The sequence below is a fragment of the Piscinibacter gummiphilus genome (genome assembly GCF_002116905.1).
Lineage (GTDB): Bacteria > Pseudomonadota > Gammaproteobacteria > Burkholderiales > Burkholderiaceae_C > Rhizobacter > Rhizobacter gummiphilus.
Genome location: NZ_CP015118.1, coordinates 1414867 through 1439342, shown reverse-complemented (window position 1 = coordinate 1439342; position 24476 = coordinate 1414867). Strand labels below are relative to the sequence as shown.

The 24476-nt window shown below is 65.2% G+C and carries 19 protein-coding genes; 14 read left to right on the top strand and 5 right to left on the bottom strand.

Features of this window, described 5'->3' with window-relative positions:
• Window positions 1-64 precede the first annotated feature (64 nt).
• From A4W93_RS06515 to A4W93_RS29515, 11 genes are all read left to right on the top strand, one after another.
• Window positions 65-1744, top strand: coding sequence for an AMP-binding protein (locus tag A4W93_RS06515; protein WP_085749845.1), 1680 nt, complete (start codon window positions 65-67; stop codon window positions 1742-1744).
• 18 nt (window positions 1745-1762) lie between these two features.
• Complete coding sequence (locus tag A4W93_RS06510; RefSeq protein ID WP_085749844.1) at window positions 1763-2080, top strand: 3-hydroxyacyl-CoA dehydrogenase NAD-binding domain-containing protein; 318 nt, start codon at window positions 1763-1765, stop codon at window positions 2078-2080.
• Entirely contained in the window at window positions 2073-3899 is a 1827-nt protein-coding gene (locus tag A4W93_RS06505; protein ID WP_085749843.1) for an acyl-CoA dehydrogenase family protein, read from the top strand. Before A4W93_RS06510 ends, A4W93_RS06505 begins: the two co-directional genes overlap by 8 nt.
• A 35-nt stretch (window positions 3900-3934) precedes the next feature.
• Window positions 3935-4621, top strand: coding sequence for a TetR/AcrR family transcriptional regulator (locus A4W93_RS06500; protein WP_085749842.1), 687 nt, complete (start codon window positions 3935-3937; stop codon window positions 4619-4621).
• A 147-nt stretch (window positions 4622-4768) separates the two neighbouring features.
• Window positions 4769-6967, top strand: a complete 2199-nt coding sequence (locus A4W93_RS06495) for an alpha-L-rhamnosidase (RefSeq protein ID WP_218919186.1) — start codon at window positions 4769-4771, stop codon at window positions 6965-6967.
• Window positions 6961-9534, top strand: a complete 2574-nt coding sequence (locus A4W93_RS06490) for a family 78 glycoside hydrolase catalytic domain (protein WP_169726510.1) — start codon at window positions 6961-6963, stop codon at window positions 9532-9534. Before A4W93_RS06495 ends, A4W93_RS06490 begins: the two co-directional genes overlap by 7 nt.
• A 24-nt stretch (window positions 9535-9558) precedes the next feature.
• Window positions 9559-10344, top strand: coding sequence for a Crp/Fnr family transcriptional regulator (locus tag A4W93_RS06485; RefSeq protein WP_085749839.1), 786 nt, complete (start codon window positions 9559-9561; stop codon window positions 10342-10344).
• 136 nt (window positions 10345-10480) lie between these two features.
• Window positions 10481-10690, top strand: a complete 210-nt coding sequence (locus tag A4W93_RS06480; RefSeq protein ID WP_085749838.1) for a hypothetical protein — start codon at window positions 10481-10483, stop codon at window positions 10688-10690.
• Between the two features lie 20 nt (window positions 10691-10710).
• The gene (gene lldR, locus A4W93_RS06475) at window positions 10711-11505 is read left to right on the top strand and encodes a transcriptional regulator LldR (RefSeq protein ID WP_085749837.1); all 795 of its coding nucleotides are present in this window, start codon (window positions 10711-10713) and stop codon (window positions 11503-11505) included.
• 10 nt (window positions 11506-11515) lie between these two features.
• The gene (gene lldD / locus A4W93_RS06470; protein ID WP_085749836.1) at window positions 11516-12655 is read left to right on the top strand and encodes an FMN-dependent L-lactate dehydrogenase LldD; all 1140 of its coding nucleotides are present in this window, start codon (window positions 11516-11518) and stop codon (window positions 12653-12655) included.
• Window positions 12652-12900 (top strand): hypothetical protein, encoded by a 249-nt coding sequence (locus A4W93_RS29515; protein ID WP_157131599.1) that lies wholly within the window; start codon window positions 12652-12654, stop codon window positions 12898-12900. Before lldD ends, A4W93_RS29515 begins: the two co-directional genes overlap by 4 nt.
• 83 nt (window positions 12901-12983) lie before the next feature.
• Here A4W93_RS29515 and A4W93_RS06465 read toward each other — a convergent pair whose 3' ends face one another.
• From A4W93_RS06465 to A4W93_RS06450, 4 genes are all read right to left on the bottom strand, one after another.
• Window positions 12984-14489 (bottom strand): tannase/feruloyl esterase family alpha/beta hydrolase, encoded by a 1506-nt coding sequence (locus tag A4W93_RS06465; protein ID WP_157782124.1) that lies wholly within the window; start codon window positions 14487-14489, stop codon window positions 12984-12986.
• Window positions 14490-14710: 221 nt separating this feature from the next.
• Window positions 14711-15454: a Crp/Fnr family transcriptional regulator gene (locus A4W93_RS06460; RefSeq protein WP_085749834.1), complete on the bottom strand. Its 744-nt coding sequence runs from the start codon at window positions 15452-15454 to the stop codon at window positions 14711-14713.
• A 317-nt stretch (window positions 15455-15771) separates the two neighbouring features.
• Window positions 15772-16383, bottom strand: a complete 612-nt coding sequence (locus A4W93_RS06455) for a TetR/AcrR family transcriptional regulator (RefSeq protein WP_085749833.1) — start codon at window positions 16381-16383, stop codon at window positions 15772-15774.
• 64 nt (window positions 16384-16447) lie between these two features.
• Window positions 16448-17680, bottom strand: a complete 1233-nt coding sequence (locus A4W93_RS06450; protein ID WP_237357711.1) for an ABC transporter substrate-binding protein — start codon at window positions 17678-17680, stop codon at window positions 16448-16450.
• Between the two features lie 651 nt (window positions 17681-18331).
• Between A4W93_RS06450 and A4W93_RS06445 the strand changes: the two genes are divergently transcribed.
• Together A4W93_RS06445 and A4W93_RS06440 are read left to right on the top strand one after the other, a co-directional pair.
• A complete protein-coding gene (locus tag A4W93_RS06445) occupies window positions 18332-19834 on the top strand; it encodes a tannase/feruloyl esterase family alpha/beta hydrolase (RefSeq protein WP_157782123.1) in 1503 nt (500 codons plus the stop codon).
• A 378-nt stretch (window positions 19835-20212) separates the two neighbouring features.
• Window positions 20213-21748, top strand: a complete 1536-nt coding sequence (locus tag A4W93_RS06440) for a tannase/feruloyl esterase family alpha/beta hydrolase (protein ID WP_085749830.1) — start codon at window positions 20213-20215, stop codon at window positions 21746-21748.
• Window positions 21749-21894: 146 nt separating this feature from the next.
• Here A4W93_RS06440 and A4W93_RS06435 read toward each other — a convergent pair whose 3' ends face one another.
• Window positions 21895-22770 (bottom strand): alpha/beta hydrolase, encoded by an 876-nt coding sequence (locus tag A4W93_RS06435; protein WP_157131598.1) that lies wholly within the window; start codon window positions 22768-22770, stop codon window positions 21895-21897.
• Between the two features lie 1117 nt (window positions 22771-23887).
• Here A4W93_RS06435 and A4W93_RS29510 point away from each other — a divergent pair.
• Window positions 23888-24451 (top strand): hypothetical protein, encoded by a 564-nt coding sequence (locus tag A4W93_RS29510; protein WP_157131597.1) that lies wholly within the window; start codon window positions 23888-23890, stop codon window positions 24449-24451.
• The last annotated feature ends 25 nt before the right edge of the window (window positions 24452-24476 follow it).

Sequence of the window (24476 nt, the reverse complement as noted above, 5' to 3'; positions counted from 1 at the left end):
GATCACACCCTGATCGGCACCTTCGCCACCATGAGAACGTCTGAATGGAACCCTGGAGATTCGAATGAACGACCGCCCGTGGCTTGCCGAGTACCCCGCCGGGGTGCCTCACGACGTCGACACCAGTGAATATCCCAGCGTCGTCTCGCTGATGGAAGAGAGCTTCGCGCTGTATGGCGACGCCGTCGCGTACCGCCTGGGCCCCCAGTCCCTGAGCTACTCGGCACTGGACCGCTGCTCGCTGGCATTCGCGTCCTACCTTCAGGCCCGCGGCCTGGTTCGGAACGACCGCGTGGCGATCATGTTGCCGAACCTGCTTCACTACCCGGTGGCCGCCGCCGGCACACTGAGGGCCGGGCTGATCGCCGTCAACGTCAACCCGTTGTACACCCCGCGAGAACTCGAACACCAGCTGCGTGACAGCGGTGCCCGTGCCCTTGTCATCTTCGCGCCGATCTTCCAGGGGATGGGTGACGCACTGCAGACGATGCTGAAGGGACTGGGCATCGAGACCGTCGTGCTGGCCAATCCAGCGGACCGGCTGTCGCCGGGTCCCGAATCCTCGGCCATCGCGGACGGGCCGGGCGCCATCGCATTCGACCTGGCGCTGGCGCAAGGATCGGCGCAGGCGTTCCAGCGTCCCACCCTCGCACCTGAAGACATCGCCGTCCTCCAGTACACGGGTGGCACGACGGGCGTCAGCAAGGGCGCCAGCCTGTCACATCGCGCCCTGCTGGCCAACGTCCTCGGCGCGGAGTCCTGGCTCCAGACTGGCTGGCAGCGCCGCACCATCACCGGACAGCTGAACATTGTCTGTGCCTTGCCGCTGTACCACGTCTTCGCGTTCACCACCTGCGCCCTTCTCGGCATGCGCACCGGTGCGCAGGTGCTGCTGATTCCGAACGCACGGGACATGGCCCAGACCCTGGCGCTTCTGCGGCCGCACAAGCTGCACGTCTTCCCGGCGGTCAACACGCTGTTCAACGGCCTGGCCGCGCACCCGGACTTCGCCAGCCTGGATTTCAGCGAGCTGTGCGTCAGCGTCGGTGGAGGCACCGCGGTGATGCCGAGCGTGGCGGAGCGGTGGCTGACCCTCACGGGCTGCCCCATCGTGGAAGGCTACGGGCTGTCCGAGACGACGGCGGCGATCACGTGCAACCGAGCCGACTCCGACACCTTCACCGGCACCGTGGGCCTCCCGTTCCCCGGCGCGGAGATCCGCATCGTGGGTGATGACGGTCAGCGTCTGAAGGCCGGAGAAGCCGGCGAGATCGTCGTCCGGGGACCGCAGCTGATGTCCGGCTACTGGGGCCGACCCGACGAGTCCGCCGCCGCCATGACCCCCGATGGCTTCTTCAAGACCGGCGACGTGGGCACGATGGATGAACGTGGCTACGTCCGCATCGTCGATCGGAAGAAGGACATGGTCCTCGTCAGCGGATTCAACGTCTACCCGAACGAGGTGGAGGCGGTGGTGTCTTCGATGCCCGGCGTCGCGGAGTGCGCGGTGATCGGCGTCCCGGATTCGCAGACCGGCGAGTCCGTGCAGCTCTTCGTGGTGCCGCGCGACGCTTCCCTGCACGTGGACGACGTCCGTGCGTTCTGCGAAGCCCAGCTGACGGGCTACAAGCGCCCCCGGACGATCGAGCTTCGCGCCGAGCTGCCCAAGAGCCCAGTGGGCAAGGTCCTGCGCCGCGAGCTCAAGGACGAGATGCTGAAGCGCCGCACCAGCGACGCGCAGTGATCGGCATGGGCGGATCGCATGAACTGGCCTCCAACCCACCTGCGCAGCGTCGCCATTGTCGGTGCCGATGAAGCCGGCGCGCGAATCGCCATGAGCTTCCTCGACGCCGGCATTCCGGTCACGCTGGTGGCTCATGGGCGAGGGGCGCTCGAAGGCGGCGTGGCCCTGATTCGCCGGACCTACGAATCGCAAGTGAGGCAGCGCACGCTGGCAGAGTACAAGTACGCCGTCCGGATGGCGTTTCTCAGCACGACCACGAACGACGCGGACATCGCGTCCGCTGACGTGGTGATCGAGTCCTGCGCCGGCGGCAGGGGAACGTCGTCCGATGCGTGAGACGGTCGACTTCCTCCTGCTGTACTGGCTCGGGATCCCCGAGCTGGTGGACCGGAGCCGGTTCTCCGAGCATTCCCTGGGGAGCTTCGGCCAGGCACTGGACACGTGCGAGCAGATCGCCCGGGAGAAATTCCGGCCCTTCAACCGCCTGGTCGACGCCGAAGAGCCACGCATCGAGGGCGACTCGATGGTCCATCCCGAGGCGACCCGGGAAGCCTGGGACGCATACGCCGCATCCGGGCTCCTCGCGGCGTCCCAGGACTACGAAGACGGTGGCATGCAGCTCCCCTTCGTCGTCGAGACCGCAGGCAACGCCTTCTTCCTGAAGGGCTCCGTCGGGCTCTGCACCGGCCCCTCCACGGCCGGCGTCGCCCGTGTGATCACGGCCCATGGCAGCGCTCGGCAAAAGCTGGCCTTCTCGACTCATCTGCTCACCGGCAAGTTCGCCGGCACCCTCTGCCTTGGTGAACCACAGGCCGACGCCGGTTGGGGCGACATCGAAACCCGCGCGTGGCCGGACGGAGATGGCCACGGGGCGGATCCGCTCGGCGCGCGTCATCGCCTGCTCGGACTCAAGACCTGGGTCTGTGCGGGAGACCACGAGCTCAACGACAACATCGTCCACCTCGTGCTGGCCAAGATCCCCGGCGCGGACGGGCGAACCGGACCTGGGGCGAAGGACGTCTCCCTGTTCGTCGTCCCGAAGAAGTTGATCGGCCCCGACGGACAACCGTCGGGAGAGCGGAACGACGTCGTGCTCGACGGCCTTGCCCACAAGTGCGGCTGGCGCGGCACGACGACGGCCCGACTTCACCTCGGTGACGGACGACACCTTCCGCACGGCAAGCCGGGCGCCGTGGGTTACCTGGTGGGAGAAGCCGGCCACGGCCTCGCATACGTCTCCCAGATGCTGCGCGAGGCCCGAATCGGCGCGGGCCTTGCCGCGGCGATGCTCGGCATGGCGGGGTTCGAGGCCAGCCTGGCCTACGCCCGGGTCGCGTGCCAGGGCCTCCACGCGCGAGCCCCGGGAAGACCCGATTGGACGCCTCAGGTCCCCCTCATCGAACTGGCCGACGTGAAGCGAATGCTTCTGGCTCAGAAGGCCTATTCCGAAGGGGCTCTCGCGCTGCAACTGCGCTGCGCCCGTCTCATCGATGACGTGGGCACCGGGGCACCCGCGACGGCGCGTGAGGCCAGGGCGCTGCTCGAAGTCCTCGTTCCCGTTGCGAAAAGCTGGCCCGGCGAATGGTGCCTCGAGGCCAACAGCCTCGCGATCCAGGTGTTCGGCAGCGCCGGGTACACGCGGGAGTTTCCGGTCGAGCAGCATTGGCGCGACAACCGCCTGAACATGATCCACCACGGAACCCACGGCGCCCACGGACTGGAACTCCTCGGAGACAAGGTCCTGATGGATGACGGTGACTGCCTGACCGTGCTACTGGACCACATGGAGCGGACAGCGGTGCGCGCCCTCGATCACCCCGGCCTGCGCGGCCATTCCGCAGACCTGGCGCACGCGGCAGGTCAGCTTCGGGGGGCCACGCGCGCGAGCTGGAGCACAGGCGAGCCGGACGAGACCCTGGCCAACGCCACGCCGTACCTCCAGGCGGTCGGGCATGTGGTCCTCGCATGGATCTGGCTGGATGTGCTCTGCTGCGTCGAAGAAAACGCCGCCGATCTGTCCCCCGAGTTCATCGGAGGCAAACGATCCTGCGCACGCTACTTCTTCCGCTTCGAGTTGCCGAAGATCGGCGCCTGGCTCGGCGTCGTGACCGAACGTGAATCCGTCTGCCGCCTGATGCGGAACGACTGGTATTGATCCACAACCCCCGACCCGCACACGAACGGCAGGCCATGCTGACCCACCTAGAATTTCCGGACCTCGCGCACACACCGGGAACCACCGTGAGCAAATCCCCAGACTCCGACGTCACGACTGCCACCGCCAGAGGTCCTCGCGGGTTGTACGCGAAGACGGCGCAACGGCGCCTTGAAATCATCGCCGGCGCTGCCGCCACGTTCTCGGAGTCGGGCTTCCGCGAAGGCTCGCTGCGGGACATCGCCGTTCGCGTCGGCATGACGCACGCGGGCATCCGCCATCATTTCGCGACCAAGGTGGACTTGCTCATGGCCGTGCTCGAGTGGCGAGACGAGGCGGCGTTGAGCCTCGCCCGCACCACGAAACCCGTCGGCATCGAGGTCCTCCATGCGTGGATCGAATCCACGCGGCGCAACGTGGGGAACCCCATGCTGGTCGACCTCGAAACGACGCTGGCCGCCGAGGCCTCGTCTCCCGAGCATCCGGCACACGAGTATTTCAAGGACCGCTACCAGCGCGCCAACGACATCCTCGTGAGGGCCTTCAAGGCCATCAAGGCCGCGGGCCAGCTCGACAAGAAGCAGACGCCGGAGTCCGCAGCGACGCTGTTTCTTTCGGCCACGCTCGGCCTGCAGACGCTCTGGCTGAGAAACCGTTCCATCGACGTCGCGGACGGCCTGGCCAGACAGGCCACCGCGATGCTCAACGTCCCCTTCCGCTGAGGGGCCGCCTTCACCAGCGCGGAAACGCCCCCCGCGGCACTGCCATTCGCTCCGCAACGCGCACCCCATCCAAGGCCGACACGACACATCATGCAGGACCAGACTTCGAAACCATTCATCGAGCCCCGGCTCCTTACACGTGCGCGCATGGTGACCGTCGCCGGCAACGCTCCCTCCTTCGTCCTCTCGACCCGACTCGACTTGAACAGCGCCGAGGCCATCAAAAAGGCGACCCTTCACGCCACCGCGCATGGCGCCTACGAGGTGCGCATCGACGGGCAACCCGTGAGCGAGCGCGTCCTGGCACCCGGCTGGACCGCATTCGACTCGCGGCTGCAGGTGCAGGCCTACGACGTCACCGAGTTCGTCCGCCAAGGCTGCCGGCTCGAGGCCCTGATCGGCAACGGATGGTGGCGGAGCCGGTTGGGATTCACGGCAATGGACATCGACTACGCCAGCCACATCGGATTCATCGCGGAACTGGAGATCGTCTACGCATCAGGCGCGGTGCAGTTCGTGGCTACCGATGCGTCGTGGACGGCAGAAACCAGTCAAGTCGGCGAGAACAGCATCTATCACGGCCAAGTCATCGACAAGAGCCTGAGCGGAAAGCCGCTAACCACCTGCATCGTGGAGTTTGATCGCTCCACGCTCGTGGCGCAGGTCAAACCTCCTGTCCTGCGGCACGAAGTCGTCCATCCCATCTCCATCACGGTGCCGGACGACAAGCGATTCATCATCGACTTCGGGCAGAACCTCGTCGGCTGGGTCCGGTTGCGCGCCCGGGGAAGCGCTGGCGGCCGAATCGTCGTTCGTCACGCGGAAGTTCTCGAGGGCGACGCGTTGGCCGTGCGACCGCTTCGGAGCGCTCGAGCCACGGACACCTTCGTTCTGAGCGGTGAAGACGATCTGTTCGAGCCGACGTTCACGTTCCACGGTTTCCGCTACGCCGAGGTGACCGGACACCCTGGCCCCCTCTCTGCAGAGAACGTCGAGGCGGTGGTCGTGCATTCACAGATGCGCCGGACGGGCCACTTCGAGTGCTCGAATCCGCTGATCAACCGCCTGGTCGAGAACTCGGTGTGGGGCCAGAAGGGCAATTTTCTCGACCTGCCGACCGATTGCCCGCAGCGGGACGAGCGCATGGGTTGGACGGGAGACCTGGCGGTCTACGCATCTTCGGCGGCCTTTCAGTTCGACGTGGCCGATGTGCTCCACGGATGGTTGCTTGACCTCAAGGTCGAACTCCAGGAGGCCGGCTACGTGCCGTTCGTGGTGCCGAACCTGTTCAAGTTCGCCTCCAAGGCGGCCCTCAAGAACTACGCCCACATCCTCGGGCCCACGGCCATCTGGGCCGATGCCGCCGCATGGGTACCGGAGGCGTTGTGGTGGGCCTACGGAGATGCTGCGAGACTCGCCGAGCACTATCCCGCCGTCGTTGGCCATCTGGAATCCGTGCTGCCAAGGGTTTCCGACACGGGCCTCTGGGACAAGGGTTTCCAATTCGGTGACTGGCTCGATCCCACGGCGCCGCCGGACAAGCCGCTCGCCTCAAAGTCCGATCCGGGGGTCATCGCGACCGCCTGCCTGTATCGCACGCTGAGCTTCGCCGCGCTGGCCGCCGAGCAACTCGGCAAGCCCGACGATGCACGCCGATGGAGGCACATCGCCGCGCGCACCCGCACGGCCTTCCAGCAACACTACCTTCAGCCCGACGGACGTCTGCGTTCGGATGCTCAGGCCGTCTATGCGCTCGCCATCCATTTCGGCTTGCTCGATCCGGAACAATCCCGTGCTGCAGCGGCGCGCCTTGCGGAACTCGTCCGCGAGAGCGGTTACCACGTCAGCACCGGCTTCGCAGGAACACCGTACGTCACCTGGGCCCTGTCGACGCACGGGTTCGTGGAGGAGGCCTATCGGCTCGTCCTGCAGACCGACAATCCCTCGTGGCTGTACGCCGTGAAAATGGGAGCGACAACGATCTGGGAACGCTGGGACTCGCTGTTGCCGGACGGCACTGTGAATCCAGGTGAGATGACCAGCTTCAACCACTACGCCCTGGGTGCCGTGGTGGACTGGCTTTACAAGGCGGTCGCCGGCATCCGACCGGCCCAGCCTGGCTACCAGCGCATCCATCTTCAACCCACGCCCGGCCCTGGACTCGACTGGGCGCGGGCGACCCTTGAAACGCGCCATGGCCAAGTCACCTGCGGCTGGCGTCGAAATGACGCCGACATCGTGATCGAGTGCACCGTTCCCCAAGGCGCCGAGGCGGACCTACACACATGGCACGGGGAGGTACTCGTGCTCGGGCCTGGTTCCTACGAGATCCGCAAGCCATGCTGAGCCTCGACCGCCTTGCCACGGGACGCGCCGATGCGCCCCTTGGCATCGACCGCGCGCCCGACTTTTCCTGGGTCTTGCACTGCAGGACGCCGAACACGCTCCAAGTCAGCTACCGCATCACGGTGACCGACGGGGATCAGGTGGCATGGGACTCGGGCGAAGTCGCCAGCCGGCAACAAGCCTTCGTCCGCTACGAAGGTGCGCCGCTTCGCAGTCGCACTCGTTACCAATGGACGCTGTCGGTCCGAGACAGCCATGGCCAGAAAGCATCAGCCCATTCGTCGTTCGAGACCGCGCTCATGCACCCCGGCGACTGGGTTGCTGCCTGGGCGGAGAGTTCCATCGAACGCGCCGTTCCGGAAGCCTGGGCGTGGGGCACCCAGCCGCCCGCGGTGCTCTTCTCCCGCGACTTCGACGTTCCGGGCGACGTCGTTCATGCGCGCCTGTACGCAACCGCCTATGGAACGTACCTGCCGCAGCTCAACGGAGAGCGTCTCGACGACCGCGAGTTCGCGCCGGAGCACACCGCCTACGGAAGCATCCTCTACTACCAGACCTACGATGTCACTCGCCTGCTACGCCGCGGCGGCAACCAGTTGACGCTCTACGTCGGCGATGGCTGGTATTTGTGCCCCCACGGCCGCCCCGTCATGCAGGACTACCACGGCGCGCCGGCCGTGCTCTTCCAGCTCGAGATCCATCTGGCCAACGGCACCTCCGTAATCGTCGCGTCCGGTGAAGACACGGGATGCGCGACCGGCCCGGTGCTGTCATCAGACATTTTCCGCGGCGAACTGTTCGACGCCCGGCAACCGTTCGGGACACCGCAGCCCGTTCGGCTGCCCGACTACGGCTACGCCCAGCTGGCGGCACAGCCCATGGCTCCGGTCCGCCCCTTCGGATCACTGGCTGTCCAGCAGATCTACGTATCACCGCGCGGAGAGGTCATCGTCGACTTCGGACAGATCATCGCCGGCAAGGCGCGCATCCGCATCGACGTGCCGCGCGACACGGAGGTCACCTTCGAGTACTTCGAGGTGACCGACGAGCACGGCAACTACTTCAACTCGATGATCGCCGACCAGAAGGACGTCTATGTGTCCGACGGCGTGGCTCGCGACTACGAGACCCGGTTCAGCTTCCACGGTTTCCGGTACATCCGGGTTACCGGGCTGAACCAACTCCGCGAGCGGGACTTCGTCGCGATCCCGCTGACGACCGAGAAAGCAGACGCGGGAAGCTTCAGCTGTTCGGACGGCCGATTGAACCGCTTGTACGAGAACATTCGCTGGTCCCAGCGCAACAACATGATGTCCGTCCCGACCGACTGTCCGACGCGGGAGAAGGCGGGCTTCACGGGTGACATCCAGATCTACGCCGCCACCGCCCTTCTGAACGAGGACGTCACGCCATTTCTGGATTCCTGGCTGCGGAACCTGGCAGCGGCGCAGGCCGACGACGGCGTGGTGCCAATGACTGTTCCTTTCACCACGCTGTACGAACGCCTCTCGCTGGGGGTGGGCAAGGAATTCGGTGACACGCAAATCACCGGAATCGCAGGCTGGAGCGACGCAGCGGTGATGGTGCCGCACACCATGCACCGTCTGACAGGAAACCGGCTGGTCCTCAACGACCACTACGACACCATGAAGCGCTGGGCCGACTACGTCATCCGCACCGCGCGCGAGCGTCGTGGAGCCGCTGGTTTGGATCCAGCCATCGATCAGTACCTGTGGAACACCGGCTTCCACTTCGGTGAATGGCTCATTCCGAGCCAGGAGCAGCCGGGTGGGCCGAACTGGCAGATCCCGAAGATCTCTGCCGCCTACGTGGCCCCCTTCTTCGGCTATCTCTCGGTACGGTTGATGGGTGAAGTGGCCCAAACCCTCGATCGACAGGCCGACGCAGCGCACTACCGGGGTCATGCTGCACGCATGAAGGACGCCATTCAACGCGCGTTCATGGCTAACGACGAACTGCCATGGCAGCTGATGGGAGCCTATGTCCTCGCGTTCGCCTTCGACCTCGTGCCACCTGAACACACCACACGCTACGCCACCAAGCTCGTCGACTTGCTGGAAGCCAACGGAGGTTGTCTGGACACAGGTTTCGTTGCGACACCCTATTTCCTCGACGTCCTGACCAAGATCGGCAGAAGGGACCTCGCTTACGAACTGCTGTGGCAGGCAAAGGCACCGTCCTGGCTCTACGCAGTGGACAAAGGGGCGACCGCCATCTGGGAAAGCTGGAAGGCCATCGACGAGCACGGTGCCCCCAAGCTCACCAGCTTCGATCACTACGCATTCGGATGCGTGGGCGACTGGATGTTCCGCAATCTCGCTGGACTGCGAAGTGGCGAGGCAGGATTCGATCACTTCCAGGTTGTGCCGCCGGACGATTCGCCGCTGGCTTGGTGCAGGGCACGGCACGAAACGGTCCATGGCACGGTGTCCGTCGGTTGGGACGCCAAGGGTCTGGAGGTAGAGGTACCCGTGAACACCACGGCTTCAGTGACATGGCGCGGACGAACACATTCCGTTGGAAGTGGGCGACACCAGTTCTCATGACGATCGATGCTGCATTGATTCACCATGACGTGGACTGAAAGCAAGCCTCCCGTCCTGGAGGAAGCAACCTGGAGCGTTCGACGAAGGCCCGAGACGGTACTGAGTGGCGCAGAAGAGCGGTCTCTGCTCGAGTCGCGGTTGTGCCAGGGCCTTCCCGGCAGGGTCGCGCAGTCAATGCTGGCGGCCGGATCGGTTCGGCGCCTCGGTGCTGGCGCGCGGATGACTCGGAGTCTGGCGGCGGCGGACGAATGGTTCGGCGTGGCCCAAGGCGTCGTCAAGCTCCTCGCCAACACGATCAACGGACGCCAGGTGGTCCTGTCGCTGGCCGTCGCAGGGGACTGGTTCGGCAGCCTCCCCCACCTCGAGGATGAGTCCGAGCGACGCCTGATCAACGACGGTGAAACCTGCACGCCGGTGACGTTACTGGCCGTCCCTCTGGATCGCCTTCGCACACTTGCTGCTCGTGAGCCCTGCCTGACCGTGGTGCTGGCGAAGCTGAGCCACAGCAACGCCCGCCGGGTTTTCGACATGTTCACCGAGCGCGTGTCGCTGACGGCGGAACAACGGGTCGCCCGCCAGATCCAGATGCTCGTGAAGCGGTTCGGCATACCGTGCGAAGGTGGCGTCCGAATCGCTCCGTACCTGAACCAGCAGGACCTCGCCAACATGCTCGGAGCAAGCCGCCAACGTGTGAACGTCGCGCTCAAGCGTTTCGAGCGTGACGGCTGGCTCACCGTCAAAGCCACAGGCATCGAAGTTTCTTGCGCGAAGTCGATGGCGGAGGCTTCCGGGCTAACCTCAAGCCAGTGAACCTCGCCGATGGGCATGCCCGCGTTCGCTCTTCGTTGCTCCAAACTGCAGTAGTGGTGATTGACCGGAGTAGGCCCGGAAGTGCTGTGACCAAGAACAGCCCTAGCGGGCAGCTCTCCAAACCGGAAGGAATCCAATGAAGATCCAGAGCCCAAGCAGAGCGTCGCCCAGGGAGAGAGAAATGCCAGGGATTTCGGCCGGTTCCTCATGGAGAAAGTGGGATCTCGACGTCCATACGCCGGAGTCGTTTCGCCACAACTACACGGTACGCCTGTTCGCGGCGATCATCGGCGCGCTGACGACGTTGCATGCCTACGTCTTGCCGTGGAAGACCCTGGGTCATTGACTCTTCGGCCGGAAGTTCCCATGCGCCTCGTCGATCACGTCGTTGAAAAGCTGCTGGCCCTCGTGCAGGCCCGTGGCCTTCAGGCCGGCGAGCGGCTGCCCGCCGAGCGCCAGCTGGCAGCCGATCTGGGAGTGTCGCGCAACTCGCTGCGCGAGGCCATCCAGAAGCTGAGCAGCCAGCGGGCCCTCGTGAGTCGGGTGGGCGACGGCACCTACGTGCAGAGCACGGCGCCGGCCGAATGGCTGCAGGAGGCCATGGGCCCGCTGGTGCGCCTGATCGACGCCGACCCGCACTACCGCTACGACTTGCTGGAAACGCGCCACGCGCTCGAGACCAGCACCGCGTGGCTGGCCGCGCAGCGCGCCACGCCTGCCGACAAGGAGCGCATCCAGCGCTGCTTCGACGTGATGATGCAGCACCAGCAGAGCGGCCACGCCGAGCTGGCGGCGCGGGCCGACGCGCAGTTCCACCTCGCGATCGCCGAGGCATCGCACAACGTGGTGCTCGTGCAGGCGATGCAGAGCCTCTTCGCCGTGGTGCTGTCCACCGTCGAGCGCAACCGCCACGACATGTTCCGCCTCAGTGCACCCGAGACGCTGCGCGTGCTGACCGCGCAGCACCAGGACCTGATGCAGGCCATCCTCGACGGCGACCCCACCCGCGCGCGCGCCTGCATCGGCGACCACCTGGAACACGTGCGCACCACCATCCAGCGCATGGACGAGGACCGCGCCCGCCGGGAGCGGTCCACCCGCCTGCCGCTGGACGCCACGCCATCGCTCCTGCTGCCCACCGACCCGCCCCGACGGGCATGAGACCCCCACCATGATCATTTCCTCCTCCGCCGACTACCGCACCGCCGCGCAGAAGCGGCTGCCGCCGTTCCTGTTCCACTACCTCGACGGCGGCGCCTACGCCGAGCAGACGCTGCGCCGCAACGTCGAGGACTTCGCGGCCGTGGCGCTGCGCCAGCGTGTGCTGAAGGACATGAGCCGGCTCGACACCAGCATCGAGCTCTTCGGCGAGAAGTTCTCCATCCCCGTGGCGCTCGCGCCCGTGGGCCTCGGCGGCATGTACGCCCGCCGCGGCGAGGTGCAGTCGTCGCAGGCCGCCGATGCGCACGGCATTCCGTTCACGATGTCGAGCGTGTCGGTGTGTCCGATCGAGGAGGTGGCCCCGAAACTCAAGCGTCCGATGTGGTTCCAGCTGTACGTGCTGAAGGACCGCGGCTTCATGAAGAACGCCCTGGAGCGCGCGCAGGCCGCGGGCTGCTCCACGCTCGTCTTCACGGTGGACATGCCGGTGCCCGGCGCCCGCTACCGCGATGCGCATTCGGGCATGAGCGGCCCGAACGCCCCGTTGCGCCGCTACTGGCAGGCGATGATGCACCCACGCTGGTCCCTCGACGTGGGCCTGCTCGGACGCCCGCACGACCTCGGCAACATCTCGGCCTACCTCGGCAAACCCACGGGTCTCGCCGACTACATGGGCTGGCTCGGCGCCAACTTCGACCCATCCATCTCGTGGCGCGACCTCGAATGGATCCGCGACTTCTGGACGGGCCCGATGGTGATCAAGGGCATCCTCGACCCGGACGATGCGCGCGACGCGGTGCGTTTCGGCGCCGACGGCATCATCGTGTCGAACCACGGCGGCCGCCAGCTCGACGGCGTGCTGTCGTCGGCCCGCGCGCTGCCGGCCATCGCCGACGCGGTGAAGGGCCAGATCAAGATCCTCGCCGACTCGGGCATCCGCAACGGCCTCGACGTGGTGCGGGCGCTGGCGCTAGGCGCCGACGCCACGATGATCGGCCGCGCATACATTTACGCGCTGGCCGTCGCGGGCCAGGCCGGCGTGAAGCACCTGCTTGAGCTGCTCGAGAAGGAGATGCGCGTGGCGATGACACTCACCAGCGTGGCGAAGGTGTCCGACATCACCGGCGCCCTGCTGGTGCGCGAGCGATGAGCACGGCCGACGCGTTGCTGCGCGCGCTGCGCGGCACCGTGGGCGCCGCCCATGTGCTGGTCGAAGACCGCGAGACCCGCCGCTTCCGCAAGGACCACCGCACGGGCCAGGTCGGGATGCTCGCCGTCGTACGCCCCGGTACGCCGTTGCCGGCGTCACCTTCCGTTTTAGCGAAAGCGCCCAGAAATGCAAGCAGCGCACAGCAGCCGATCCTGGACAGATCCGCTTCCGACCCGCGGGGGTAGCAGAGCAAGCCTCTGCCGCCGTCAAATTTGCGCTAGGTGACCAGACGCGAATGTCGTAACCGCATCGGGCCACCCTTAATGGTTTACGGCTGCTCTCTGCAGGTGTAGCTCGCCGCACTGGTCGTCGAACCGCTGCCGTTGTAGGCGGCAACCTGAGGCCACGGACACAGCGGATGCGTGGTCGTGCTGAACAGCGCCTGGGTCGTGTTGATGACCTGAGTCGGTGCCTGTCCCTGCTCCACCCACTTCTCCAGATGCGGGACCATGTCGAAGCCCGCCTGGCAGTGCTGGGCACCCGGCACCATGAACAGTCGAGCGCTGTTTGAGAGCGTCGAACCAAGAAGCGCCTGGGCCTTCTCGTAGTACCGGACCGAGTTCGCGCTCGGAATCATCTGGTCGGCCCAGCCGTGCCACATGATCAGCTTGCCACCGCGCTGGATGAACGCGCTGATGTTGGGATCACCCGAGTCCGAGATCGGTTCCACCCGCGCGCGGGACTGGGCCACGTCCGTGTCGAGGTAGAAGTTGCTCGGTGTCCAGCCGGAGTTGTTGTAGACCATCCACTTGTAGTACTCCGGGCCACCGCCCAGGTAGTTCAGGATGTAGGCCATGAGCCAGCCACCTTCGCTGCCCTTCGCCAGCCCGGGGATCAGCAGCTCGCCGTTGGTGAGCTTCGGGCCCTCGTACAGCTTGCGCATCGCCGCGATCTCGGCATTGTTCAGGCACGAGTTCGTATCGAAGAGCGAGCACTTCATGACCACCGGGTCGAACGTGCACTTCTGCGGGTTCTCGAGGATGCCGTCCTGGACGCCATCGTTCTTGTCGCACGCTTTCTTGACCGCCGCGGTGATGGCGGAGAACTTGTTGGCCAGGTTCGGCGCCGACTCGCGGATCTGGGCCGTCCAGACATGCTGCGACATGAGTTCGCCCCAGTCCATGGCGGGTGCACCGGCGATGACGCCGTCGTAGTCGCCCGGGTAGCGGCTGACCGACATCAGCGCTTCGCGGCCGCCACCGGAGCAGCCCTGGAAGTAGGCCCGCTGCACGGGGGCCTGGTAGTAGGCGTTCATCACCTGCTTGGACGTGACGGCGGAGAGGTGTCCCGCGCGATGGCCCCAGTCGATGATCTTCTCGGGCTGGCCGCCCGCCCATTCGGCGGTGGTGCTCGCGGTGTGCCCCAGGTCGCTCGTGGCCGATGCGTAGCCCTTGCCGGCGCTCGTGTTCATGAGCGTGGCGCTTTGCCCCAGGCCACCCGACAGGCCGCCGCCGCCGTAGCCGAACATCTTTCCGTTCCAGGTCTCGGGCAGCCAGACTTCCACGTTGATGAGCGAACTGGCGGTGGGCTTGAGTTGCAGCTTCACGCGGCACAGGTTCGCCGTCGCCGTGACGGTGGCATCGCCGCCGAACAGGCTGCCCGCACCACCGCTGGTGCTCGGTGCGATGGACGCGCCTTTGGCGAATCGCTCGCTGGCGGTGACCACGCCGGTGTCGACCTGCAGGCCGACGAGGCCCGTGCACGTTGCCGGTCCGGGCAAGGTCTGCGCTCCGGCGGCCGTGCTCAACAGGCTCGCAAGGACCAGCATGCTCATCGCACCAGCCTTGCACATCGGACCTCGATGGGTCCGGGGAACTCGGATCAAGTTCTGATACATCATCGCTCCTGATTCAAAGGATCAGCGTTGGCAGTTGGGCGAACGGCATCGATTGCCAGGGCCCCGCCAAGCCGATGAATTGCATCAGCTTTGACTCGCACTCACTGTTCAGCGCCGGACAGTTCTGTATGGGACAAACCCACATGCACCTGACGGGGTCACCCGACGGCCACGGCTGGCGAACCCGCGCCGCGCCGCAACGGCTGGCGGCCCTCATCCGCCTCGTACCACTTCAGCGCTGGAAGGTCGTGCACCAGGATCCTCCCGTATTGCGTCGTCAGCAGACCTTCGAGCTCGAGGCGGCGCAACGCGAGGCTGATCGTGGTTCGGGAAAGCCCCGCCAGCTCGGCCAGTTCCGACTGCGCAAGGTGCACCGAGGCATCGGCATGTGGGTACGGGACCGGATCGAAGAACGTCGCGATGTACCGCGCGACACGCGCCACCGGATCCGACATCCGGTCGATCTCGCGCATGCCCACGTACAGGGAAAGGCGAGAGTTGAGCCTTCCGACGAGCATCTGGTTGAACGCCAGGCTCGACTCGTGGAGCGCCCGGAACGTCGACGCGGGGAGGTGCAGGACACGGCACTCTCGCAACGCAACGACGTCGTACCTGCGGACCTCGCGCTTCAGCACCGAGCCTTCCCCCACCCAGCATCCGCTGGGCACTCCGGCGAACATCACGACCTTCCCGCTGGCCAGGACGGAACTCACCTTCAGCAGGCCATCGGCGACCCCGATCCAGGACTGGGCGGCCTCACCTTTGTGTGCCACCACGCTGCCGGCCGAATACCAACGCTCGCAGATGTCCGCGCTGACACGCGCCTGCTCGTCCGTCGTGAGCACGCGAAACCACGGGGTGTCCTGCAACAGGTCCGCGAGGGCTACGGAAGACCGCTTCATCGCTACGCCTTTCTATGCACGGCCGTCACCGGAACCAGCGGACCGCGTCGTGAGGAGGTGCGCATTGTCGCGACGCAGTCGGCACGGCACCATCAAGTCAGCGAGGGGTCCTTCATTAGCGCAGCTAATTCACCGAAGTGTCACCAGGGGCGTGCACCTTCCCGGCAAGGCATCGGGCCGAATGCCTCAGAGAAAGTCCCGGGTCGGGCGTCGCATCGCGCCGCGCTGGAGCAGACATGCCGGAAGGGGCTCTCGCGGGTGAGCCTCGATGAAGCGTCGCGCCTGCGTCAGGCTTCCCGCGCAACGCCCCCGCCGCCTCACTTGGGCACGGACAGGAGCATCTTCTCCATGAACGCGCTGCGCTCGGTGCTCTGGGCCTCGCTGCCTTGCCCGGTCAGCAGGGACTCCGTCACCGTGTAGGCGTAGAGTGCAAAGGCGCGGGAGCGTGCGTCCTTGATGCCGAAGCCCAGCGCGGAAAAGACCTGTGCGATGTAGGCGATGCGCCGGGAATCCACGTCCTCGACGGCTTGGCGCGCCGTCTCGTCGCTCCGCGCCCAGGCCCGGATGGCCAACTCGATGCTGGCCGCACGTTTCGCGGCCCGCCCCCGAAACGGCAGCGACAGAAGGTCCTTGACGAGCAGCAAGGGCTCTTCGTGGTGCTGTTCCTCGAACTTCGCGATCAGCGCTTCGGTGGCACCGTCCTGCCACGCCTTCAGGACGCGTCGAAGAAGTTCATCCCGGTCCTTGAAGTGCCAATAGAAGCTCCCGCGCGTGACCGACATCTCTTTCGCGAGCACGTCCACCCGGATGGAGTCCACCCCATACAGCATCAATCGCTCGATGGCGGCGGAGATCCAGGTCTCCGGGGTCAGCATGGGGCGACCCGACTCCTTTCGAGGCACCGCGCGGGTCGTGGCGACGTCGTTCATCCAGCTAGTCTAGCGGAACCGATCGAGCGCCCGGAGACGCCCTGGTGCGGCCGTGCGCCAGTCGTCACTTCATGAAGCGACCACCCGGTCCGACGATGGTGATCTCCACGAACTTCGACCCGTGATGGTTCGTCGGAGAGTAGTCCACCGTGTAGCCACCGAGGTCCACACGGCTCATGCCCTCCATGCCGGCCACCACCGAATCCCGCGTCGGCTGACTGCCTGCGCGCCGCAGACCTTCGAGAAGAACCCGCGTGTTGAGGTAGCCCAGGAACGAGTCATATCCGACGGGCTGGTTGGCGGACTCCATCGCCTTGTGGAACTCACGCACCAACGGGGTCGTCGCCCGCCACGGGTAGGGCACGACCTGCGTGAAAGCGAGGCCTCGTGCGTCGTCGCCGAGTGCCTGGATCAGCGGCTGCGAGTTGGACACCGAGGTGCAGTAGATCGGCACACCCAGCTGCGATTTGGCCGCCTTCACGAACGACACCATCGACGGACCGAAAGCCATGAGCAGAACCGCCCGGGGGCGCTGCGCCGCCATCCGCTCGGCAGCGGCGGCGGCGTCGGCGCCGTTGATGTCGAGGGGCACCTTGGCCACCAGCGTGGCACCGGCTTCCTTCGCGGCAGCCTCCACCACCGGAAGCATGAGTTGCCCGAACGGGTTGTTCTGATAGACAAGGCCGACCTCTCCACGCTGCAGCATCATCAAGTTGCGCAGCATCTGCACGACTTCATCCTGGTAGCTCGCGGTCGTGGTGAAGAAGTAGGGATGATGTTTCGTGCGCACGACGGGGGCGCCACTGTAGGTTCCGATCAACGGCACCCGCTCCTTGAGCAGGATCGGAAGCAACGCGACCGCATTGGCCGTGGAGCCCGGTGCGAACAGCGTGGTGACACGCTCCTGCTCGATGAGCTTCATGCAGTTCGCCACACATCGCGTCGCGTCGTACGCGTCGTCGAGGGTGATCAGTCTGACCTTGCGACCGTTGATGCCGCCACGGGCATTGACCGCGTTCAACGCGACCTCCTGCCCCTTCAGAACGCCAGTCACCGTGGGCGCGAGCGGACCGGACAAGTGGATGCTCTGTCCCACCACGATTTCACCTGAGGACGCGCGCACGCGCGGGGACACACCTCCCAGGAGCGTCGCGGCGCCAGCGGCCATCAGGAGCGGGCGACGACGAAGCCCCACCCATTGCTCTCGAGACGTCGACGCATCGAGGGCTGCGCCTTTCACAGGCGCAGCGGTCGGGCCGGATTCTTCAGATGGTTTCGATCGTGTGCGCTTCGGCATGGCCCATGTCTCCAGAGATCAAGAAGATCAACAACGATCCGGGTGCTCCCGACCGCGTGAACACGCCGTGCGTTGAGCGCCGCGTCGTGGACGGTGCAGCCTGCGCGATCCTGGAGGAGGGCAGCCGGTTGCTCGTGACGGCACGAGTCCGACATGCCTCCCTCTTTTCTCGAACCACGTTGGACATACACCATTGCACCGAAAAGTTTAGGGTTCGCGAAATCGCTCGCCGCATAGGGTTTGCCCGTTTCGCTGTCTCACCCTTGACAGGCAAAGCCACATCACACGCTCGCGAACACCGCCTTGGTGGGGACTGTCAAGCGGCGTGCAGACCTGTGTCGGCCCCTCGATTCACTTCAGTGCTGGTGGACGAGCTCCCAACTCACGTCGCATGCCTCTCGTTCCTCCGATCCATGTCTCCGTCGTCAACAGTCTGTGGGTATGCCCCTACCACGACTGTTGAGCGGAGAACAGTCTCTCCACGAGATGGCTGATTCAATACACAGCTGTCTTGTCCGTGATCCTGAGGCGCACACGGCCCATCTGATTCGACCAAGAAACTGATTTCAAGTACACCGGAGACAACCTATGCAATCTCGCTCCTCGCGACGTTCATTCTTCCCCTTGTCACGCCATCGGCTTCTCGGCACCGTGACCGGTCTCGCCATCGCAGGAGGCATCGCCGTACCGGCCAGCGCACAGACCGCGCCGGGGCCGGCCAACTGCACGGCACTCGTCGGCTTGCAGGTCGACACCGGCGTGGTCACCGCCAGCGAGCGATTCGCCAAAGGCGCGTCCATCGCACCGAGCACCAGCGGTGGTGCGGGCAGCCTGTTCGGCGGCGATGCCACCGTCACGGCGACGGCGAACCTGTGCCGCGTGAAGCTGCAACTCAAGCCCACCGCCAGTTCGCTCATCAACGTGGAAGTCTGGCTGCCCGAGACCTGGAACGGAAAGATGTTCGGCTACGGCGGCGGCGGCCTGTCGGGTGGCCTGGGGCAAAGCGCCACGCTCATGAACACGAGCGCCGGCAAGGGCTACGCATCGGCCACGAGCGACCTGGGGCACACCGCGAGCACCACCGCCGAATGGGCGGGCGGCCAGCCCGAGAAGATCATCGACTGGGGCCATCGCGCGGGACACCTCTCCGCCGTCACGTCCAAGCAGGTGATGAACGCCTACTACCAGGCCCCCGTGCAGCGGGCCTACTTCCAGGGCTGCTCCGGTGGCGGCCGCGAAGCGCTGATGTCGGTCAGCCGCTACCCGGGCGACTACGACGGCGTCATCGCCGGTGCACCCGCCATGGACTGGGGCGAACTCATGTCGCAGCATGTCTGGACGGCCCAGATCCGCGAGTCGGCGCCGAACCTGGCCAACAAGTTCTCCGCCATCACCGCGGCGGTCAAGAAAGCGTGCGACAAGAACGATGGCGTCCAGGACGGCATCCTCGAGAACCCGCAGAAGTGCACGTTCGACCCGGTGGTCATGAAGTGCTCGCTCTTCGATACGAACTCGTGCCTGAACAATGCCGAGATCGCGGCGATGCGCAAGCTGTACGAGGGCCCGAAGCTCACCAACGGCGAGCTGCTGATCCCCGGGCTGGCGAAGGGCAGCGAAGGTGGCTGGCTCATGGCCTACATCCTGAACTACCTGGGCGGTGGCCCGGAGTACTACAAGTGGATGGTCTACAACAACTCCGGCTGGACACCGAGCAACTTCTACCTCGACACGGACGTGGCCCAGTCCCGCGCGCGGGTGGAACCGATCTCGGACTCGGGTGATCCCAACATCAGCGCGTTCATCCAGCGCGGTGGCAAGCTGATCATGTGGCACGGCTGGGCCGACCAGATGATTCCGAGCGCGAACTCGGTCCGGTACTACGAGAAGGCCCAGGCGCTTCTTGGTTCGACGCTCTCAAACAGCGCTCGACTGTTCATGGTGCCGGGTGCCCAGCACTGCCAGGCGGGCTTCGACATGGTCCCGCATCTGGAGAAGTGGGTGGAGCAGGGACAGGCACCGACTCAGGTCATCAACACGACCCAGGCGCTGTTCAGCACGACCACGCATCCGCTGTGTCCGTGGCCTCAGGTCGCCGTCTACAACGGCACCGGCTCGACCACCACTGCGGCAAGCTACACCTGCCGCAATCCCTGACGCCTGGTGGACGGCGTGTGCCCTTGCTGCACATGCCGCCCCGCCGGTGAGGCGAACGACAGGTCATGGACGACTCCGCGCGAGCTTCGCGCTCGGGTCGTCCTCCACGCTCCGTTCGCAAACCTGACGCAGCGATCACGCCGCTCATCTCCCCGCCTCCTGCCTTCGCTTGAGCCCGTTTCGAGCGATGGCCACTGGTCATCGAGTGGCGTGCGCCCCGTTCAGGGCGGAAGAGTTCACCGCTGGACGCGAACGCTTCGGCATCTCACCGCAACCAAGCTGCTGCGTGGGTTCAACGGCGCACCCATCGCGCATCGTCCTGGGATGGCCCACGGACATCCGCAGTCCTGCGCCAACTGAAGTGGAAGGAGATCGAAGATGAACATTGCAACGAGAGGACGCTTGAAGGTCACGTCATTGGGCGGCGTCATCGCCGCAGGAAGCCTGGCGTGCGCAGGCGCCTTCGCACAGACCCCACCGAACGCGGCAACCTGCACCGCGTTGGTCGGCATGCAGGTGGACACCGGGGTCGTGGCTGCCGCCCAGCGATTCACCAAAGGCCAGATCATCATGAGCGGCCTGTCCGTGATCACGGTCGCAACCAACTTCTGCCGTGCGACCCTGAAGCTGCGTCCGACGCAGAGCTCGGACATCAACGTCGAGGTGTGGCTGCCGGAGACGTGGAACCAGAAGCTGTTCACGCACGGCGGCGGAGGGTTCTCCGGCGGCCTGGGAGGGCCCACCATCAACACGTCGCTGAACCAGACCCTGGGCCAGGGCTACGCGTCCGCGACCAGCGACCTGGGACATCCGACCAGTTCCAGTGCGCAGTGGGCGTACAACCAGCCCGAGAAAGTCATCGACATGGGTCACCGCGCGAACCACCTCGTCGCAGTCACGGCCAAACAGGTGATCGGCGCCTACTACCAGAGCCCCGCCAGACAAGCGTACTTCCAAGGCTGCTCCGGTGGCGGTCGCGAAGCCATGATGGCGGTCAGCCGCTATCCCGCAGACTACGACGGCGTGATCGCCGGAGCACCGGCGATGTCCGCGGGCGAGACCGCATCACAGTTGCTGTGGAACGATCAGCTGGTGGCGGGAACGCCCGCCTTGTCGTTCAAGATGGCGGCACTCAACAAGGCCGTGCTGGCGGCGTGCGACACGCTGGACGGTGTCCAGGATGGTGTCCTCGAGAATCCGCAGAAGTGCCGCTTAGACCCGGCAGTCCTTCAATGCGGCACGTTCAACACCACATCATGCCTGACCACGAATGAGATCGCCGTGGTTCGCAAGGTGTACGAAGGCCCCAAGCTTGCCAGTGGCGAGCAACTCATCCCCGGCCTTGCGCGTGGGAGCGAAGGCTTCCAATGGGGGACCGGCCTCCAGACCAGCCTCGGGGAGGAGTACTACCGCTGGATGGTCTACGGAGATCCCGCCTGGACTCGCGGCAGCTTCTTCCTCGAACGTGACTACCCCTATTCACGTGCGCTCCTCGAGCCGACCGTGGACTCGGACAACCCTGACATCGGTGCATTCGTCCGTCGGGGCGGCAAGCTGATCATGTACCACGGCTGGAACGACACGCTGATCCCCGCAGGCAACACGGTTCGTCACTATGAACGTGCCAGTGCCATCGTCGGCAACACGATCACGGACAACGCTCGTCTCTTCATGGTGCCCGGCATGCAGCATTGCAGCGGGGGCAACTCGCCGAACGTCTTCGACATGGTGCCGCACCTGGAAGCCTGGGTGGAACGTGGGCAAGCGCCCGAGCGCGTCATCGCCACACAACGCAGCGCGTTGAGCACGACACCTGTCGCCACTCGCCCGTTGTGTCCCTGGCCCAAGACAGCCGTCTACAACGGCACAGGTTCTACCAAGGACGCTGTCAACTTCACCTGCCAGGAGCAGTGATCCGTTGACCTGATGGGAGCCCCCGCGAAAAGGAGGTTCGCATGCGAAGGCTGCTGGTTGCGACCCTGTCGCGCGAAGCAGCCAGCCCTTCGTGACACGGTGAAGCTGACATTCGGCCTCGCATCAAAGGTGAGGCCGGCATCAAGCTAGTTTCTCTGAACGCCGAGATCCTGCAGCCACCAGTAGAACTGGTCGATCCAGTGATCAGAAGACATGCCTTGGACATTCACGCCATAGCCGTGCCCTCCACGCCGATACAGGTGGAACTCAAGCGGCACGCCAGCGGATCGCAGCCGGAGCGCAAGATCCCACGAGGTCTCGAAGAGCAAGCCGTCGTCGTTCGACACGGCGACGAAGCAAGGCGATGTCTCCTTGGACGGGACGGCCCCCTCCGGAACCGTGCCGCCGTAGATCAGTCCAGCAAAATCGGGACGGGCCGACCGGTCGTCGGCGAACAGAGCTGCAGACACGGCGAAGGCGCCCGCGGAGAAGCCGAGAGCACCCACCCTCGTCGGGTCGATCCTCCATTGAGCGGCTCTCTCCCGTATCAGCCGAACGGCCTGCTTCGCATCCTCGAGCGCAGCCTCGTTGTCTGACAGCAGCCGCTGAGCGAGTTCCGACCCCTTGAACCTCGAAAGTCCTGTCAGCGCTGCGACCAGGTGCAGGCGAAACGCGATGCTGTTTGCCGGCGTCGACTGGAGTCGATACTTCAGAACGAACGCCGCCACCCCTCGACTTGCCAGCCAGCGAGCCACGTCGGTCCCTTCGCTGTTCACGCTCAACATCATGAAGCCGCCACCCGGTGCGATGACCACAGCAGCGCCCGTTGCCTTGGACGGCTCGGGCAGGAACGGGGTGATCGTGGGGCGGGTGACGTTCCGGACGACGAGGTTGGAGGCCGAATCGCCAAACTGATGTTGAATCTCCGCTTGGGTCGCGCCCCCCGGCCCCAACGCGCCATCGGGCCAGATGGGAAGTGCGTCCAGCATTTGAACGTCCGTTGAGGTTTCGAGTTCTTGCATGAAGCTTGCCGCCGACAGTCGGCATCGAGTGAGGTGAGAATTGTTCGACGAGATCACCGCAGCGCTGCGTGGTCATGAGCAGGAGGCACCTGACGGCCACCCCACCCATGTCAGAGTCCGAAGGATCGCTCCATTGGACAGGGACTTCATTGCCGACAAGTTGCGCCGCGGAGTGGAGTCCGATCATCACAGAAGGGCACGCCTTTGACATGGGGGCGCAACTCTGCATTGGCCATTCGGCTTCGACAGCCGCCTTCATCTCTTCGCGAATGCGGACCAAGGCCCGAGGGCTGGCCTTTCATCACGACCGCCCGGCGCCACACCTCAGACCGGACTGGATTGAGCGCTGCGACGACCTGAACTTCCTCGGCCCCCCCGTTTCCAGTCGCCGCATCGACCACATCGACAGACACCCCGCCGAACTTCGCCCGAAGAGAGGGGAGGATGTCGATGAGGGAGCGATCACCGAACGGATACCTGCACGGGTCAGGCAACCGCGGTTCTTCGTTGAAGAGTCGATGTAGAAGCTGGAAAGTCTGGCCGGGCAACAACACCCACGGTCTGTGTGCCTAGGGCAAGGCAGGACAGGTGCGCTGTACCGAAGGCGGCGATCAAATGCCCGAGTTCGTGGATCCGGCGCGCTTCAGTCATGGCGAACTTCGCGTTCACGTCCGCATCGGCAAAACGATTCTCCACTTGTTTCGGTTGAACGAGAGAGGCGCAGCGAATGCCGCTGTACCGAGGGCATGCACAACATCCGCACGTAATGGTGCCCAGCGGTGGGCGCGGAGTTCACCGCCGCTCTTGCACGGAATCTCCGAAGCCTTTACATTCGCGCCACCATGCCAAGCCAGCCCCCGATCACGGGGTTGGGCACGACGCCGTCGTGCCGGAGCCGCTCCCTGAGGCTCCTCCATCGATCCGACAGTTCGATTCAGGCAGCATGGTCCAACTCCCGTCCCCAGATCCGCCAGCCCCCCTGTGCCGATTCGCCAACGAGCGCAATCGGAGTTCTCGCTCGCACATGGGCCCTTGCGCCGTGCCGGCGGCGCATCTCGCATGCGATGCCCGATCGCTTCGCACACCAATCTTCAAACCCGCCATCCCGTGAATCGCCATGAAGCACACTGCCGACACACCCAGGTCTCGAACCTTCATCCGACAACCCAAGGACGTCGACCCCCAGCCTTCCGAACCTGGAGGCCGCACACTCGATCTCGACCATGAGATCGACTTGATCTGCCGGCTCCTTTGGCAATCCCGAGAGGTCCGGAGCCTCTTCGTCCAGGACAACAACCTCTGGCCGTACGTGCAGTCCAGGATCAAGAGGGCGCAAACGATGCATCCGGACGACATGGGCGCAGACAACATCTATCGAAAGTTTGCTGATGCGAAACTTCCCCGGCAAGGTTGGAAGGACCGCTACTGCAGCGCGGACCGCTGCCGCAAGCTGCCGGTTCAACTGGCGCCCGAAGGCACTGACTTCATGCCTGTTCGGTGCCTGGTGGTGCGAACGAAATCATCGTCTGGCGACTTCGATACACGAGTTCTTCTAGGAGCCGATGGCTGGGTGATTACCGGCGAATCGAATCAGGCTGTGATCGAAATCGCAGCCGCGCACGGACTGAACATGAGCCGACGGCTGTTTCGCCCGGCAGCATCTGGCAGGCACCGGGCGTGACATGAGTGCGCACATTCCCAACAGC

Excerpts from the sequence above, each read along its gene's own strand:
- A4W93_RS06515 (WP_085749845.1), top strand. The coding sequence starts at position 65 with ATGAACGACCGCCCGTGGCTTGCCGAGTACCCCGCCGGGGTGCCTCAC.
- A4W93_RS06510 (WP_085749844.1), top strand. The coding sequence starts at position 1,763 with ATGAACTGGCCTCCAACCCACCTGCGCAGCGTCGCCATTGTCGGTGCC.
- A4W93_RS06505 (WP_085749843.1), top strand. The coding sequence starts at position 2,073 with ATGCGTGAGACGGTCGACTTCCTCCTGCTGTACTGGCTCGGGATCCCC.
- A4W93_RS06500 (WP_085749842.1), top strand. The coding sequence starts at position 3,935 with ATGCTGACCCACCTAGAATTTCCGGACCTCGCGCACACACCGGGAACC.
- A4W93_RS06495 (WP_218919186.1), top strand. The coding sequence starts at position 4,769 with ATGGTGACCGTCGCCGGCAACGCTCCCTCCTTCGTCCTCTCGACCCGA.
- A4W93_RS06490 (WP_169726510.1), top strand. The coding sequence starts at position 6,961 with ATGCTGAGCCTCGACCGCCTTGCCACGGGACGCGCCGATGCGCCCCTT.
- A4W93_RS06485 (WP_085749839.1), top strand. The coding sequence starts at position 9,559 with ATGACGTGGACTGAAAGCAAGCCTCCCGTCCTGGAGGAAGCAACCTGG.
- A4W93_RS06480 (WP_085749838.1), top strand. The coding sequence starts at position 10,481 with ATGAAGATCCAGAGCCCAAGCAGAGCGTCGCCCAGGGAGAGAGAAATG.
- lldR (WP_085749837.1), top strand. The coding sequence starts at position 10,711 with ATGCGCCTCGTCGATCACGTCGTTGAAAAGCTGCTGGCCCTCGTGCAG.
- lldD (WP_085749836.1), top strand. The coding sequence starts at position 11,516 with ATGATCATTTCCTCCTCCGCCGACTACCGCACCGCCGCGCAGAAGCGG.
- A4W93_RS29515 (WP_157131599.1), top strand. The coding sequence starts at position 12,652 with ATGAGCACGGCCGACGCGTTGCTGCGCGCGCTGCGCGGCACCGTGGGC.
- A4W93_RS06465 (WP_157782124.1), bottom strand. The coding sequence starts at position 14,489 with ATGAGCATGCTGGTCCTTGCGAGCCTGTTGAGCACGGCCGCCGGAGCG.
- A4W93_RS06460 (WP_085749834.1), bottom strand. The coding sequence starts at position 15,454 with ATGAAGCGGTCTTCCGTAGCCCTCGCGGACCTGTTGCAGGACACCCCG.
- A4W93_RS06455 (WP_085749833.1), bottom strand. The coding sequence starts at position 16,383 with ATGAACGACGTCGCCACGACCCGCGCGGTGCCTCGAAAGGAGTCGGGT.
- A4W93_RS06450 (WP_237357711.1), bottom strand. The coding sequence starts at position 17,680 with ATGCCGAAGCGCACACGATCGAAACCATCTGAAGAATCCGGCCCGACC.
- A4W93_RS06440 (WP_085749830.1), top strand. The coding sequence starts at position 20,213 with ATGAACATTGCAACGAGAGGACGCTTGAAGGTCACGTCATTGGGCGGC.
- A4W93_RS06435 (WP_157131598.1), bottom strand. The coding sequence starts at position 22,770 with ATGCAAGAACTCGAAACCTCAACGGACGTTCAAATGCTGGACGCACTT.
- A4W93_RS29510 (WP_157131597.1), top strand. The coding sequence starts at position 23,888 with ATGAAGCACACTGCCGACACACCCAGGTCTCGAACCTTCATCCGACAA.